Genomic DNA, 16,919 nt, shown 5'->3' with positions numbered 1-16,919 from the left:
CAACTTGTGAATTAGGAATACTTGATAAATAAGAATTAAGTTTATAAACTTCCTTACCATGTTTAATTTTAATATGGCGAAATAAGTTATTTTCATTAATCTTTCTTGATTTTTTAGGAAAATTTATAGATTTTTTTGAGATTTCAGTTGTTTTTTGGTTATTATTCATATGTTCGTGTTGAACAAGCGCCTGGGTGTTGTGACCCTTTAAGGGCGCTTTTTATTTCCTTTCTTTTCAGTTTGAAACTCGTTTGTTTCAATGTCTAGTTGTATTGAATATTACACTGTAAACCATTTTTTTTATAGCATCAATTGATCTAAAATTTGTTTTTGAACTATACATAGTTCTTAGATTTGAAAAGATTGACTCAGCTAAATTATTTGAATAAATTTCTTTTCTGGTTCTTGGTGAATAATCAAATATATTCGCAATTTCAGGAAATGCATTTAAAGTATTTTTAAATACTATTTCACTATTATATTTTCTATATTTTTCTAAAGAAGATGTTAAAAAATTTAAAGCTTCTTCATATGTGCTTAAATTCATTATTGTTAAACAATCTTCACGGTAACTTTTTCTAATTTCCTTGGGTAGATATTTTTCAGTTACTCTAATAAAGTGCAAATAACATTTTTGAACTTTTGAATTAGGAAATTCCTCAAAAATAAGTTTTGTTAATCCTTTTCTATCATCACATATTATTAAATCAATTGTTTTCAATCCATTGTTTTTTAGTTTATCAAAAAGGTGCTTTCAGCCCGAATTATTTTCACTTTTTTCAATATGAAAATTTAGTATTTCTTTATAGCCATTTTCATCTATTGCGGTGATTAAATAAACTACAGCTAATTCATATTCGTTTGTTTTGTAGTTAAATAATTTGACATTAAAACCATCTATGTGAGCAAACTTATAGTGCTCTTTGATTTGTCGGTTTTGTCATTCTTCTGCTGTTTTTAAAATTTCATTACAAATCATTTCTATTTTTGAATTAGAGAATTTTATATTATATGTGTCCTCAACAATTTCTTGGATTTTCATGTAAGAAAGTCCACCAACTAAGCGAAGCCTAATTATGAAATCTCTAATAAATTTTGAAGTAGATTCTAAAATTTTTTCAATCTGTATATTTGTGTCGTTTCTTTTTATTCTAGATAAATTAATGTCTACTTCTCCAAATATTGAATAGTGTTTGATTTTCTTTTTGCCATCTCTCACTATGTAAATTCCTAAATTGTTAGATATTTCTTTTTCAATATAATTTTCCAATTCTTCTACATATTTTTGCTTCAGGAAATTTTGCATGTGTTTTCACAATTTCTTTTTATCGACTAATTCGATCAAATTGCTTTCCATTTTTTTCATAATAAAAACGGTCCTTTCTGCTAAGACCGTTAATTTTTGTTAGCTCCCATATAAAAGTTAATGAAGAACAATTATATTATTCAAGTCTAATCAAACATTATTTAAACAAATAAAAGATAAATGGCAGTAAAAAACTCCACAGATGTTAAATTTATCATGTGGAGTTTTTTACTGCCTCAAAAGTGTTAGTTCATTTAATATTTAAAAATTTTATTGTTTGTAATCATTAAATCCAACAAAAATCTGTTCTTCTACTTTACCACTTGCTCAGAAATTTCTTGATTCACGAACTCGAGAACGTTTATGTCTAAATGCTTCTAGTTTTATATATACTATAAGAGTTACAAAGTTAGTACTTATAAATGTTGTAACAACAACAAGAATTAAACCTATTATTAATGAAATATTGACTGTTCCAAAAAAGGCTAAAAATACTAGCGAAATTATGATCATTGCTAAATTCAAATATAAATTTCTTACTATGTTTTCTCTAATACTTCTATTTACAATTTGCTTAATTATTAAATAATCAAATTGAGTATTATGAAATTCTTTATAGGTGATTTGTTTTATTCTATTTGCAATAGCAAATTTATTTAATGTTGAATAAAATAAACCAGCAAGAATAGCAATTAAAAAGTATTTATCTATTGGCAATCTAGTTATAACAAAGACAGATATCATGATTATAATTTGAATTAAAATCCCAATCAATAAAGAAATTGAATATGCATATCTAAATCTAATTAAAGAATAAATTCCTGCAAATGCCAACACAATTGCAAAAGCAATTGAAGCAGCTATTGTTTGTGATTTTGCTTCTAAAGAAGAAATAATATTAGCATTGAATGAATACGTAGTTAATGTATTTTCACCTGTAATATTTTTAACTATATCTTGTAATGAATTAATTTCTGAACTACTTAATTGAACACTAGTTTTTATTTCCAAAACATTATTTAAAGCATTATTCTGACTTGGGTAAATTGCTATCGTTGCATTATCCAAAAGAGTATTTTGCTCTAGGGCATTTTTTAACTGTGTAGCTGTTTCGTTTGATAATAACAATTGTGAATTAGAATCCCTTGATATTGTAACTAATGAACCGCCACTAAAATCAATTGATGTTTCAATACCGGATAAAGCACTTTGATTTGCTCCTGCTAATGATGAAAATACAATTAATGAAATAACGATAAAAATTACTATTCCAATATTTACAAATTTTGATTGTTTAACAAAATCTAAATTAGAAATAAATTTGTTTTCTAAATTTGACATTGATTTTTTTCTAATTCCAATTAAAGCTAATTTATTTTCAATGTTAAATAATGAAATTGAAATCATTACAAAAAAATGAATTACAAAAATCATAATTATTAAATTTGTAAAAATAGAAATTATGAATCCTAGTGAAAATGTTTTTAATTCTCTAAATCCAAAGTAGAAAAATATAGTTCCAACGATAATTGCGATAATGCTTGAATCTACTAAATTTACATAAGAATTTTTTGAAACCGATTTAATAGCTTTAATAACAGTTTCTCCGCGCCTGACTTGCTTCCTTATTTGGTCTAGATAATAAATTAATGCATCTAAAATAAAACTGAAACCAATTATTGAACCTGCAACGACAGCAGGACTTCATTCACCACCTAATAGAGTGAAAAATAGGATGTTTAAGAAACTGAATAATGCTAAACCAAAAGCTCCTATTAATCCAAATATTCCATAAGTTATAACCAAAAATAAAGCAATTAATGCAAAGGCAATTGCAAAAGCTAATTGAACTTTAAAGAATGTGTTTACTCCATTTAATGGCTGAATAAAATAAGAAGCTAATACAGTAATATCATAATCTACAGCTGTTGAATTAATTTTAAATGAGTAATTTCTTGCTATAGCATTATTTGCTTCAATTGGAATTGTGAATGACTCAGTGTTTTGTAATGTTGTTGTGTTATTAAAAAATATAAGATAGTCATTTGCTTTAATTGATTCTGTTTTTAAATTATTATTTAAAGTTGTATTTTGATTATCTGTTCCAGTTTGTGTAGTTGTTGGACTATTATTTACATATGCAAAATTTACAGGATTGAATTTAGCATTATTTCAATCAGAATTATTTTGATTTTGATTAGCAATATTTACAAATTCTTCTAGATTGTATCAAAATACTATTGCAGAACTTGTAGTGTTTTGTGACATATTAAAAGTCATTAAAGCTCACTGCTGCTGCGCATTACTATCAGCTAATTTAACAACTAAATTTGAACTACCATTATTTGCTAAAACAACACTTGCTCCTTCAGGAGAAATAGGAACTTGATATCTATTTCATTCAATTGAACTTGGGTTTTGATAATCTATTGTTGTATTTTGATTAAAAGCGCCGTCAAAAAATAAGGGCTTTCCATTTATGTCTGTAACTATAAAATTTGCTTGCTGTGAAACATCTTGAGAAAACTTTTCAAGTTCAGAATCACTCGATACTTCTGAACTTGTTGCTTCAAATATACCGTTTCCATTTAAATTGATATTTATTCCATTTATTCCTGAACCACCACTTAATTGGTTGGTTAAGTTTTGAGTAGCACGTTCCAAAGTTGCATCATCAACTACATTTTGATTTTTATCGGTAACTTTAGCAACTATTCTTGCACCGTTTCCATACTCATTTGATAGATTTGTATTATTATTTAAATAAAGAGTCGAACCTAAAACAATAGATAAAATTGCAGCTAAAAAACCTCCCAATAATATAAAAAATCTTTTTGGGTTACTTCATTTAAAAAATTGTTTAATTTTATTCAACATATGCTCCATTAATAAACATTATTTTATTATAAAGTAGACTAAAGTTTCTCATTAATAAAAAACCAAGCGAGCTTGATTAATTATTGAAGTTATTTTTTTCTAAATATTCCTTTCCCTTTAAGGTTAATTTTCTACCAAATGAGCTTTTTTGAATTAGTTTTTGTTCAATTAATAGTGGTTCAATTTCATTTATTAGTAGGTCTTTATTCATATTCATGATCCCGCTAATTAGATCTATTGATAAATTTTGGTTTTTAAATCTGTTATTAAATACTTTTAGATATTGAATTTGATCTTCATCTAGTCCGTATTCATATATGCCTAAATTTTCTAAGGCTTTTACTGTTAGATGAACATTGATTATTTCGTCATTGTAAACTGAAAAGTCACTAACTCTCTGTAATAAATGGTTAGCAATTCTTGGTGTATTTTTGCTATTTGAAGCTATCAATTTGCAACTGTAATTGTCTATTAAAATATTTAATTTTTTAGCACTGTTTTCCAAAATTTGTTCAATGTGAAATACTGTATATGGTTTTATTCTTGAAATATAACCAAATCTATCTTTTAACGGTTTTGAAATTGCTTGCAGTAAAGTTGTTGCTCCAATTAAAGTAAAAGGCCTAACTTTCATTCTAACAATTTTTGAATTTTGTTCTACACCTAAAACTACATCTATAGCAAAATCTTCCATTAAAGTGTAAAGAAGTTCTTCTACCGATTTATTAATTGAATGAATTTCATCAATGAATAAAATACAATTTTCAGGTAAGTTCGTGAAAATATTAAGTAAGTCACTTTTTTTCTCAAACATCGAACCTTGCGTATATTTTATTTCTAGATTTGCTTCATTAGCAATTAAACTTGCCAAAGTGGTTTTTCCTGTACCGGCACGACCATGCAAAAGAATGTGCGGTAAAGGGCTATTTCGAATTTGACTAGCGCCAATCATAACTTGCAAAGTATTTTTAATACTTTCTTGGCCAATGTATTCTGAAAATGCTACGGGTCTAATTTTTGAATTGTGGGGCTTCACTAATATTAATAATTGCCTGTTCTACCATTGTTTCAAGATTATAGTCTTCAACATTATGATCAATTGCAAATTTTATTTGCTTGCTTTTATAACCTAAAACTTTTAAGGTTTTTTCAAGATCTTCTAGTTTAGAATTTTTTTCGATAATTTTAGTAGCATCAACTTTAAATTTATCACTTTCCATTAACCTTGACCATTTACTTTGCAATTCAAAAATTATTTGATTTGCAGCCTTTTTACCTACATATGGATATGCCGAAAGTGCTTCAACATTGCTTGTTACTAATAAATGCGCCAGTTCTTCTCAACCATTTTTTAATAATGACATTGCCGTTCTAGGGCCAATCCCATTTATTTTCATCAAATCTTCAAAAAATATTCTTTCCTTAAAAGATTTAAAGCCATATAATGAGTTGCTATATTCATTTTTGTGTTCATACACATAAAGTTTAAGTGTAGAATCAATAGCGTAGCTTTCTGCATTATTGACTTTGATATTGTATCCACTTGAATGTGATTCAAATAAAATGTATTCACTATTGTGGTGGACAACTTTTCCTAATTTATAAATTAACATATAATTTCCTCCACCTATATATGCAATTTTTAGTCCTTATTTGAAAAAACGCATAAAAAAAATCTTGACGGGCAAGATAATTTTTAAACTTCTAAGTATTTTGTGCCTTTATAAAACCCACAGAATTTACAAATTTTATGAGGTTCGATTTGTTTTGCACAATTATTACATTCTACAGTTGTAGAAACAGATAAAGCATCATGAGTTCTTCTTTTGTTTCTTCGTTGCTTAGAAGTTTTACGCTTTGGTACTATTGCCATGATTTCTCCTAGTAAATTATTAATTTTCATAAGCAACAAATGCTTAATGTTTTTTAATTTTATCATTTTTTTGTTTTTTTAAAAATAAATTATATATATATTTATAAGTTCAAAAACGAAGAAATGAATTGGTCATAAAAAACAAATAAATGCTTAAAAATAGCTAAGTTATTTGTTAATTTTTATTAAATATTAGTTAATTTTCAATAGTTCTTCAATTTTTAAATTTACTTTTGAAGTTTTATCAAAAACTATATCGTGACTACTTTTTGGTAATATAGTAAATTTTATTGAATTGTCTGTTGCGACTTTTGACAAAGCTCTAGTTGTAGTTAACGGATCTTCTTTACCAGACATCATTTCGAATTTTTCACTATTATTCTTATATAGTTGTTTTAAATAATCTGCATCTTCGTAGGTAAATAATTTATCAACTGTTTTAGCAAAATGTCTTGCTAAAAAAATTGCATAAGTATTGTTGATTACTTTGAATTTTGAAATAAAAAATCTTGTTATTAATCTACTTTTATATCTAAGCGAAATCGCTGCATCTTCTGCATCTTTTAATGTAGGGGCAAGAATTCACCTTCGGTAAGTTTTTTCTTCTTCTTGACTAACTTTTACATAATGCAAAGGACTTAATAATAAGCCTTTATTTGCTCGATTTGAATCTAAAACCTTTAATGCTGCTAGAGCACCCATTGAATGACCTACTACTAAATCGATTTTTACTTTTAAAGCATCAATAAAATCAACAACAAATTTTGCCCCTTTTATAATGTCATATGAATCATTTAATTTTGACTCATCTAAAGGATATGTATTTCCATGATAAGGAAGTTCTACAGCAACCATATCATAGTCTCTTTTTATATTAAATAGAGGCGAAAAAGAATTAATAGATGAAGTAATTCCATGAATAAAAAGTACTTTAGCCTTGCCGGTATCTTCAAGATAATAATTTGCTTTAAATTTACCTACTGTTATTTGTTCGATATATCACATATATACTCCTTAAATATTCTGTAATTCTCTTCAGCGATAATCTGTTTTACCAAGTTTTTTAAGCTCTTTTGTATTTCAAATATGTAATGCAAGACCACATAATCAACCAAAAAATGCTACTGCTATTCCGATAGCCAAAATTATTGTATATCCTAGTTGAGAAGTATTTGTTGATCCTTCTACTGTATAAGCTCTACCTACAACTGGATTAATTTGAAATAGTCAAGCATCAGGACTAAATGCTATAACTGAAATTAAAGCATTAACTGATGAATAAGATTTTTTAGGTGTTGGGATTTCACCAATTGTTGCATATCTAAGTGTGATCATTACCCAATTTAGTGAACCAACTACAAGATAGATAAGTACAAAAAATATACCTAGAAAATATCTGTATCCATATGGTAAAGTATTAAATTCTTGGAATCCTGGCAAGAAGATAAATAATGTGCTGACTAATATAGATATACCCATAATTATGAGTAATAATCGCACATAACTTTTTGCTCGATCAACAAAAAATCCTACAGGTGCACTTATTAAAAAACCTAAAATATATGTTCTAAAACCAGCTAATAAAGTTACAATAATAGCACTTCAAGCAAGTTGATTTGAAACTACATTTTTTAAATAATTTAAAAAGTAATATGCAAATACAGATTGGAACATGTACATACCCATAATGAAGAAACTATCCAATCAAATTCTAGGTTCTTTTAAAGCTTGTCCAATTATTTTAAAATCAATTCCAAATTTTTCTAAATTTGTTTTTTCAGGAACAATAAAATAAATTAATACTGCACAAATAAATAAGTAACCAGCAATAACAAAACTAAAAACAGCAAAACCTAATTGAATTCCAATTATGGTTGTAAGTATAAAACCAATTAAAAAGAAAAGTAATAATCCAATAATTCCAATTGATGTACCTTGAATTCCATATGCTAATCCTTGATCTTCTTTTTTAGCTTGCTGAGTTACTAATTTTCACATCGGAGCTCAAAAACCTAAAGCTGCTGCAGCACCTCAAATTGCAAAAATAATATAATACTGAATCATTAAATTTTGATCAGTAACTAAATTACCATTTACATTTATGTAACTTCCTGTTATTACAATAACTGCGAACCAAATTGTTGTAGCAGCTACAATAACTAATGAACTAATAATTAGCGTTTTGCTTTTTACTTTATCGGCTAATCAACCTCCGGGTAATTGCATCACTAAAGTTAATGCTCCTACAATTACAGTTAATTGATCTAAATCTGATTCAGTTATGTGAAATGGCTCTCATAAACTTGGAATAATATATTTACCATAATACGGAATTGCATAAATGAATATATTTGCAGCAGCTAAAATTATTATGGCTCAAATTCCCCTTTTACCAATACGATTTAATACGCTTGAAAAAAGCGACTTTAATTTTAAAGACATGATTAACTCTCCTCTTTTTCTTTCCTGTAATAATTATCTCATTGTTATAAATAAATTTATTATCAAAAAGCCAATTTTCCACATTTTATTGGTTTTTAAAAGACATTTACTTAGTTTAGCAAGTAATTTTTTAGTTTCAATTTAAATAGTTAGGAACACTAAAATAGAAGAAAGAGAAGAGTTTAATTTAATATTGTAATTGTATTTTCGTAGCGTTTTCCTAATTGAAAAGCTGCCGAAACAAATAAAACTGCTATCGCAAATGCTACACTTATTTCGACAATAAAATTAATATAAATTAGTCCAAGTCAAACAATTAATGACCTTCCATTCATAAATGGAAATGGTCAAATACTATTATGTAAATATATAAGTGATGTCACAAACATTGTGTTTAATAATGGAGCTAATATTGCAAAAATAATAAAAGCAATTGTTCGTATATTTTGTTTTTTAATTACTGGAATTATTTTACTTATTAATCCGCCTAAAATAAAACCAGTTAAAAATCTAGGTAATATTGATATATCTGGAAAATAAAACATGTTTGTTGCATCTCCGTAAATATAAGCTCTTAAAAAAGAACCTATACCTATTGTTAAACCTATAATTGAACCACCTGATCAACCTAAATGAACAGCGGCAATCACCATAAAAACAGGCAAAATTGTTATATTAAAAATAAAGACTTGAATGTATCCTGTATTAGGTATAAAAGATAATAAAAATATTAATGATATGTAAATAGTTAATAATGATAATCTATGAATTTTTCTACTTTTAGATTCGTATTTGTCCGGGTCTAATTTAAATACATTTTGGATAATTCATTTTTTAAAGTAAATAAATTTTAAACTTAAATTTTTCAAACTACTTTTCATAATAAATTTTTAGTCCTTCTAAGACCATATTATCTACAAAAATTGCACTAGGGAAATTGTTTTTAAAAAACATAGAATCACCGCCAGTTAATAAAATTGGAGCACTTTTATCCATTTCATTTGCTATCCCTTTAATTAAATAACTAAAACCTTTTATAAAGCCAATTGATAATGCTTCTTGAGTATTTTGGCCGTATATAATATCTTTATCCGATAAACTAACTTGTGACAATTTAGCTGCATTTTTAGTCAAATTTTTAAATGAAGTATAAAAACCAGGACTGATACTTGTTCCTATTAATTTAGAATTATTTATATATGAAATTACTGTTGCAGTTCCTAGAGAAACTACAATGGCTTTTTCAAAATTACGTGCAGCATAAATTGCATTAGCTAAAATGTCTGCGCCGATTGTATCTTTAGCTTTTGGAGAAATTTCAAGATTCATTTTTGAAGAAGAATTTAAAAAAATCATCTTAGAATTAAAATGTTCTTGATTTAATTCTTTTAATAAGATATCGTAACTAGGTACTACAGAAGAAATAATTAAATATTCAAAATTGGATAAACCAAAATATGTTTTAATAAAATTAAAAATAGTAGTGTGCGAGTCTAAAAGATTTGTTTTTAATTTAGCAACTTTAATTTTATCATCTTTGAATATTGCAAATTTAACATTGGTATTACCAACGTCGATATATAAATTTAAATTCATGTTAATACCTCATTAACAATCATGGTTGCAATTTCATCTTTTGTTTTTTGGGTAAAATTTACAGTTTTAAAATGATTAATTAAAGCTCCATCAACTAAGACATTTCCCATTGAACCAATTTTGTTGTAAAGGATCGCCTTAATATTAGGATTGTCATGAATTTTTTTATGTGCTTTTTGTATATCTAAATCATATTTAAATGCAAATACTTTCAATCCTGGATTTTCATTTGTTGCTGTTTTAATAACATCTATATCGCGCGTTAATTTTAAATGCCAGTCAGCATCAGTACTTAATTTATAGTTTAAAACATTAGTTTTATAATTAGCTATTGCGGCACTAGCAATGTAAATATCATAGCCGGCTGCTATTTTGGCAATGGCTTCATTATTGTAATTTTCAACATTAATTAAATCTGGAACAATTCCTTCTTTTCTAAAAGCAGATTCAATTTTACGTGCCAAAGTTCCTGTTGCTCCGTTTGTAATGTATCTTACTTTATCAATATAAACTTTACTTGCACCGTAACTGATTAAAATTTTTGGATGAGATTTTTTATTCAAAATATTAGAAGCAATTTTTTCAATTTCACTTACTTCAGACATTCGACCAATTGCTGAATATCCTTCGTAAAGCATTCCTATTTCTGGACCAACTATAAAAACGTTTGGTAATTTTTTCAAACTATCAACAATGTTTCTGTCAATAGCAGATTTTCACATCGAATCATTCATCGCTGGAGCTAAAATAATAGGACCATTAAAAGCAAGTAAAAAACTCAAATTAATTTCATCACTAATTCCGTAATTAAATTTACTTAACAAATTTAAAGAAGCAGGTGCAACTATAACTAAATCTGTTTCTTTTGCTAAAGAAATATGTTCTGCTGGATAATTTTTATTATTTTTATCAATTGAAATTTTGCGATTCAATTGATAAGGAATTAAATTTGAATCAATAACATTTTCTTCAACATTATTACTTACTAAAACTGTAGTTTTGTGACCCTTTTTTTCAAGTAAATCTACGAGTAATTGTGTTTTCATCACAGCTACACTACTTGTAGAATAAATAACTATATTTGCCATATTAACCTCGATACATTTATCGTTTAACACAACCATTGCTGTGTCATTTAAAACAAGATTATTATAAAACTTTTTTAAAAACATTATTTTAAATATTTGTAATTGTAAGCATATTAATCAACACTCAAATTTAAAATAAATAGATTTATTTCATATGAAAATTTGTCATTTTTGATTTACTAAAATAAACAAAAAAATATTTTTTAATTAGATTTTTGCAATTATGCTTTTTCATAAGTTGATAATTAAATATCGTGTAAAATTGAATAATGATATTTGATAAAATTGAACCTATTCTAACATTAAACGAGTTAATTGAATATGGAGAATATGTTGAAACATGATTAAAAGATCAAGTAAAACAATCTAATAAAAAAGGTGTAATTGTCGGTCTATCTGGCGGTATTGATTCAGCACTAGTTGCTGCTATATCTAACAAGGTTTTTGGGAAAAATTGTCACACGATTTCTATGATGATTAATCCTAGACTTGAAGATGAAAAAGATATAAACGAGTTAGTAAAACAACTTAATTTAAACCATGAATATATTAATTTACTTGATTCTTTTGAAACTATTGAAAAAAAGCTTAATTTAAGTAATAAGTTAGCAATTGCAAATATCAAACCAAGACTCAGAATGCTAACTTTATATGCTAAAGCTCAAGAATTAGATTTACTAGTATTAGGAACTGATAATTTAGATGAAGCATATTTAGGTTATTTTACAAAATATGGTGATGGGGCAGCTGATTTATTACCTATAGTAAGATTGACAAAATCAGAAGTTAGACAGTTATCAAAATATTATGGAGTTACTGATTCAATTATCAATAAAGCGCCATCTGCAGGTTTATGAGAAAATCAAACAGATGAAGACGAAATGGGAATTTCATATAATCAAGTAGATGATTTTTTAAGAAATAATTCTATTGATGCAACTGCAAAAGAAAGAATTAATCATTTGCATAAAATTAGTGAACACAAACGTATACCAATACCAAAACCAAATCATTTACCAGAATTCATATTAAAACTAAGGAGCAAATAATGGCTGGACATTCAAAGTGATCAAATATTAAACATAGAAAAGGTGCTCAAGATGCAAAACGCGGGAAAATATTTCAAAAACTTTCAAAAGAAATTAGTGTAGCAGCACAAAGAGGACCAGATGTTGATTCAAATCCTGCTTTAAGACTAGCAGTTTCAAAAGCTAAATCAGCTTCAATGCCAAAAACAAATATTGAAAAAGCTATTGCAAAAGGTAGCGGAAGTCAAAAAGATGGCGAAACATTTATCGAAACTATGTATGCAGGTACTGTTTCTAAAGGTGTTCAAATTTTAGTTATTTGTTTAACAGACAATTTAAATAGACTAACATCAAATATTAAAAGCTATTTTAATAGAGCAAACGGGAATTTAGGTAAGCAAAATGCTGTTCCATTTGTTTTTGATCAAAAGGGATTAATCGAAATTGACCGTAAATTAATTGATCAAGAAAAAATTGAAGCATATGCAATTGAAGCAGGTGCAGAAGATATTCAAGTTGAAGATGAATATTATTCAATTACTACAGCGCCGTCTGATTTTCTAGATGTTCTTGATTCAATTAAGCAATCAAATGGTTTTGAAGAATTTTTAAGTGCCGAAATTTCATATATTCCAAATACTTACGTTGAACTTGATGAAGAAGATAACGAAAAAGTCTTAAATTTTATTGAAAAATTAGAAGACGATGATGATATTCAAACTGTTTATCATAATTTAGGTTAAATATGTTGTTATCAATTGAAATCATTGGTTGAATAGCCGCAATATTAATTGTTGTAGTAGGTTTACCACAACTTGTTTATATTAGCAAAGTTAAAAAAGCAGAAAATTTAGCTTTGTCATCATATTGGATTTTCAATTTATCTCTTTTATTGTTTTCTTTATATGGATTTTTTCTAGGGTTATCGCAATTAGTTTTTGCTGAATTAGCTGGTAGTATAATTTTTTCTGCAACTTTATTTGTAATGATCAAATATTGAAATTCTAATGAAATGAGTCATTTTAAAAGAAAATTAAATTACGCATTGATTTTATTTATTTTGATAATAATTATCATTATTAGTTTACTTCATATAATTAATTTTTATGTCGATGCAAATAGTTTACTTGACCAAAATTCAAATGCCGTTAAAGTTATTCAGGCTTTATTAGCAATGTTTGCTCCATTTATTGGAACTTTAGCATTTTTACCGCAAACTATTAAAGGAATTAAGGAAAAAAATTTATTTTCATTACCATTCTTTTTTGTAGCAGATGTATTTTTATTTAACACATTCTGAATTATCGTTTGAGTTTTAAGAATACATGCATATGATCTTGGTTTATATGGAAATATGAGTTTTGTATTTAAAAATACATCAATTTTATCTTTAATTTTGCAATCTGTTTCTCTAATTATTGCCGCACTACAATTTGGTTTTTGAATCCGCGATGTAAAAGGCAAAAAAATAATTTGATTCTAATTAAAATTAACTAAATAAATTTACTTTGTTTAATGCAAAGTTTTTTTATTTTTTATAGTTTCAATCATCTTCTAAAAATCTAACTTTATTTTTATTTAATACTTTATTTTCTTTAAATTCACGTAGTGAATATAAATGTTTACCCATTAATTCATGATTAACTGATTTAATTATTCTACTAGATTCATTATGTGTATTTTCGGTAAATAAAAGGTTATTTTCAGTGTAGTTAAATTTATTAACAAAATCAGTAAAACGCACACCTATACCACGTAAATAGTCATTATCTTCATATATTTCAATAAGCATATCTTTAGCTATATCAATAGCTTTTTCAATAGTTTTAATTGGTTCAATTTGTTTACGTTGAATTGAATGTCATTTTTTGTTTTGATCTCTAATAATTACAGTAACAATTTTAGGTAAATATGCGCGTTTTTGCATTCTTGTTCATGATCTTTCAATCATAATTATTAGTTGCTTATTTAAATCAAATAATCCAACTTTATCATAATCAAAAGTTTTACTATTTCCAATTCCTTTAAATGCATTATTTGCAACTTGCACAACATTAGTGCTTGTACCATTGCAATTTGCTAATAATTGTTGATATCTTATTCCTAGAGTTTTATCTAAATAATTTTGGTCTAAATTGTTATTACAAAAATCGCCAATTGTATTAATTCCTAATGTTCTTAATAATTTAGAAGTGCTTGCTCCAATTCCATAAAATTCTTCAATTTCCATATGGTGAAATTGTTTAGCAAAATCATTTGGTCTGGTAACTGTAATACCAAAAGGTTTATTTATTGAAGTTGACATTTTAGCATTAAATAAATTGTGACCTATGCCTATTGAAATTGGCAAGTCAAAATTTTCAAGAATTTCATCTTGCATCTTTTTAGCTAATTTCATAACTTCATTTTTTCCGCTTACTAAATTAGTTACATCAAAATATACTTCATCAATTGAAACAATTTGTAAATCAACTTGATAGTTAAAAGCTAAATAATCAAAAACTGCTGTACTTAAATTATTAAATAATGCAAAATCAGGTTTTTCAACAATTAGATCTTTGCATTTATGTTTTGCTTGATATACTGGTTTACCAACTTTAACACCATATCTTTTAGCTTCATATGAAGCAGCTGCTACTATTGCTCTAAGATTATCTGAAGCAACTACTAATGGTTTATTTTTAGTTTCAGGTTTTATAGTTCTAATTGCAGAAGCAAAAAATGAATCAATATCTAAGTGAAATATTATTTTTGATTTGTCCATATTAATAATTATAAAGTCGAAAAATAAAAACACTCTTTTTTAAGAGTGCTTAAGTAATATTTAAATTATTTTTCAACTTTTGAAATTATTGAAAAGATTTTTGATTTAACTGAATCATGATCCATAGCCATCATTTGATAAGCTTGTTCACCTGGAGCTGAAGTGCCAAATGTATCAATTCCAATACTATAATTAGCTAATCTATTTCAACCAAATGTACTTTGTGCTTCGATACTAATTGTAAATTCTTTAACTCAATTAGGTTTTTTAACTAAATCATATGAAGGTACTGAATAACAACTTAATCCTAATTCTTTAGCAATGTTAAAAGCCATAGCTGTTTCACTACCAGTGGCAATTAATGTTCAGTGTTTTAATGTATCTTTTCCTTTTAAAAGTAAATATGCTCCTGATTCGACTTTATCAATATCAGTATTTTCTAGTGTTTTTAAATTCTGACGACTGCTTACGATAACTGTTGGTTTTGAATTTTCAAAATATCATTTAAATGAACCAAGTACTTCTTTTTCATCTGCAGGTCTAAATAAAGTTATATTAGGCATAGCACGCATCATAGCAATTTGTTCTATTGGTTGATGAGTAGGTCCGTCTTCACCAACAAATACTGAATCGTGACTAAAAATGTATAAAACTGGTAAATTCATTAATGCGCTTAGACGCATTGCGCCTTTTAAATAATCAGCAAAAACTAAGAATGTAGAAACAAATGGTTTTAAGTTTGAATGTAAAGCAATTCCATTTGCAATTGCAGCCATAGCCATTTCTCTAACACCAAAAAGAATGTTTTTACCTTTTCTGTTTTCAGGTCCAAAATCACCATCTATACCAGCAACTTTTGTAGAAACAGATAAATCAGCACTTCCACCTATCATTTGGTCATTAATTTTAGCTAATTTAGTTAAAATTGTGCCAACTGAATTTCTAGTAGCTTGATCAGGTGCAATTCCTAAATTAACATTCATTTCTAGTCAAGATTTAATAAATTTATCAAATTTTGAAGTTTTTTTCTTTTTATCTCATTCTTGAAATAGTTTATTTTGATTATGTTTTCATTGATCATAATATTGAAAAACTATGTTTGGAACTGCAAAATAATCATCTTCTGTTCATTCTAATTTTTGCGCTAATACTTCAATGTCATTTCCTAAAGGAGCGCCATGAACTGCTGTAGTTCCTTGTTTTGAACTACCTTCACCAATGATTGTTTTTACTTCGATAAATGAAGGTTTATCGCTCTGACTTTTTGCTTTAGTAATTGCTTCACTAATAGCTTCAACAGTATTTGTTTTTACTAATTGATAATTTCAGCCTTGCGCTTCAACTCTTTTTTTAATGCTTTCAGTATTAATTACATTAACTGCAGTATCAAGTTGAATATCATTTGAATCATGTAAAACAATTAGTTTACTTAATTTTTGTTGTCCAGCAAATGACATAGCTTCATAAGCTACACCTTCTTGTAAATCTCCATCACCTACAATTGCGTAAGTATAATGATCAATTTCAGAAGGGAATTTAGCATTTAAGTGTGCTTCAGAAGTTGCTAATCCAATAGCCATAGCAAGACCTTGACCTAATGGTCCAGTAGTTGCTTCAACACCAGTTGTGTGACCATATTCAGGATGACCTGGTGTAAGTGAATTAGCTTGTCTAAAATTTTTTAAATCTTTTTCACTAATTAAACCCATCAATCTTAACTGGGCATATAAAAGTGCAGAACCATGTCCAGCTGAAAGAATAAAACGATCTCGATTAATTCATTTAGGGTTTAATGGGTCATATTTTATGTGTCTAGTAAAAATAGTGTGCAACATTGTAGCTGCAGAAAGAACAATCCCTGGATGACCGCTGTTTGCTTGGTTAACAGCTGCTACACCATTCATTTTTAAAGTATTAATTGCATATTTATCTTGCATTTTGTCTC

Annotated in this window: 15 protein-coding genes; 3 read left to right on the top strand and 12 right to left on the bottom strand. The window is 26.9% G+C overall.

From position 1 onward, the window contains the following. Nucleotides 1–220 precede the first annotated feature (220 nt). From CG473_RS02875 to CG473_RS02830, 10 genes are all read right to left on the bottom strand, one after another. The gene (locus CG473_RS02875) at nt 221–1,366 is read right to left on the bottom strand and encodes an IS256 family transposase (protein ID WP_094254811.1); all 1,146 of its coding nucleotides are present in this window, start codon (nt 1,364–1,366) and stop codon (nt 221–223) included. 210 nt (nt 1,367–1,576) lie between these two features. Further along, on the bottom strand, nt 1,577–4,183 hold the full coding sequence (secDF, locus tag CG473_RS02870) for a protein translocase subunit SecDF (protein ID WP_166623199.1): 2,607 nt from the start codon (nt 4,181–4,183) through the stop codon (nt 1,577–1,579). A gap of 76 nt (nt 4,184–4,259) precedes the next feature. Continuing rightward, entirely contained in the window at nt 4,260–5,219 is a 960-nt protein-coding gene (gene ruvB, locus CG473_RS02865) for a Holliday junction branch migration DNA helicase RuvB (protein WP_094254809.1), read from the bottom strand. Then, complete coding sequence (gene ruvA, locus CG473_RS02860) at nt 5,194–5,796, bottom strand: Holliday junction branch migration protein RuvA (RefSeq protein ID WP_094254808.1); 603 nt, start codon at nt 5,794–5,796, stop codon at nt 5,194–5,196. Before ruvA ends, ruvB begins: the two co-directional genes overlap by 26 nt. An 83-nt stretch (nt 5,797–5,879) precedes the next feature. After that, nucleotides 5,880–6,056, bottom strand: a complete 177-nt coding sequence (gene rpmF / locus CG473_RS02855; RefSeq protein ID WP_094254807.1) for a 50S ribosomal protein L32 — start codon at nt 6,054–6,056, stop codon at nt 5,880–5,882. A gap of 192 nt (nt 6,057–6,248) precedes the next feature. Next, complete coding sequence (locus CG473_RS02850; protein ID WP_094254806.1) at nt 6,249–7,061, bottom strand: alpha/beta hydrolase; 813 nt, start codon at nt 7,059–7,061, stop codon at nt 6,249–6,251. A gap of 9 nt (nt 7,062–7,070) precedes the next feature. Then, nucleotides 7,071–8,498: an MFS transporter gene (locus tag CG473_RS04255; RefSeq protein WP_094254805.1), complete on the bottom strand. Its 1,428-nt coding sequence runs from the start codon at nt 8,496–8,498 to the stop codon at nt 7,071–7,073. 182 nt (nt 8,499–8,680) lie between these two features. Next, nucleotides 8,681–9,379 (bottom strand): ECF transporter S component, encoded by a 699-nt coding sequence (locus tag CG473_RS02840; protein WP_094254804.1) that lies wholly within the window; start codon nt 9,377–9,379, stop codon nt 8,681–8,683. After that, nucleotides 9,369–10,094 (bottom strand): type III pantothenate kinase, encoded by a 726-nt coding sequence (locus CG473_RS02835; RefSeq protein ID WP_094254803.1) that lies wholly within the window; start codon nt 10,092–10,094, stop codon nt 9,369–9,371. The genes CG473_RS02840 and CG473_RS02835 overlap by 11 nt, the downstream gene beginning before the upstream one ends. Next, nucleotides 10,085–11,182: a flavoprotein gene (locus CG473_RS02830; protein WP_166623198.1), complete on the bottom strand. Its 1,098-nt coding sequence runs from the start codon at nt 11,180–11,182 to the stop codon at nt 10,085–10,087. Before CG473_RS02830 ends, CG473_RS02835 begins: the two co-directional genes overlap by 10 nt. Nucleotides 11,183–11,451: 269 nt before the next feature. On the opposite strand from CG473_RS02830, the gene nadE reads away from it, so the two are divergent. The 3 genes from nadE to CG473_RS02815 are packed head-to-tail and all read left to right on the top strand — an operon-like array spanning nt 11,452 to nt 13,693. After that, nucleotides 11,452–12,231: an NAD(+) synthase gene (gene nadE / locus CG473_RS02825; RefSeq protein WP_094254801.1), complete on the top strand. Its 780-nt coding sequence runs from the start codon at nt 11,452–11,454 to the stop codon at nt 12,229–12,231. Beyond that, nucleotides 12,231–12,953, top strand: coding sequence for a YebC/PmpR family DNA-binding transcriptional regulator (locus CG473_RS02820; RefSeq protein WP_094254800.1), 723 nt, complete (start codon nt 12,231–12,233; stop codon nt 12,951–12,953). Before nadE ends, CG473_RS02820 begins: the two co-directional genes overlap by 1 nt. Before the next feature lie 2 nt (nt 12,954–12,955). Beyond that, complete coding sequence (locus CG473_RS02815) at nt 12,956–13,693, top strand: PQ-loop domain-containing transporter (RefSeq protein WP_094254799.1); 738 nt, start codon at nt 12,956–12,958, stop codon at nt 13,691–13,693. 45 nt (nt 13,694–13,738) lie between these two features. Here CG473_RS02815 and CG473_RS02810 read toward each other — a convergent pair whose 3' ends face one another. Together CG473_RS02810 and CG473_RS02805 are read right to left on the bottom strand one after the other, a co-directional pair. Continuing rightward, a complete protein-coding gene (locus CG473_RS02810) occupies nt 13,739–14,974 on the bottom strand; it encodes a Y-family DNA polymerase (RefSeq protein ID WP_094254798.1) in 1,236 nt (411 codons plus the stop codon). Nucleotides 14,975–15,039: 65 nt separating this feature from the next. After that, complete coding sequence (locus CG473_RS02805) at nt 15,040–16,911, bottom strand: transketolase (protein ID WP_094254797.1); 1,872 nt, start codon at nt 16,909–16,911, stop codon at nt 15,040–15,042. Nucleotides 16,912–16,919: the final 8 nt, after the last annotated feature.

It is taken from the genome of Mycoplasma testudineum (genome assembly GCF_002245785.1).
Taxonomy (GTDB): domain Bacteria; phylum Bacillota_I; class Bacilli_A; order Mycoplasmatales; family Metamycoplasmataceae; genus Mycoplasmopsis_B; species Mycoplasmopsis_B testudinea.
The sequence above is the reverse complement of the archived record's forward strand: the minus strand, read 5'-3'. Positions and strand labels throughout refer to the sequence as shown.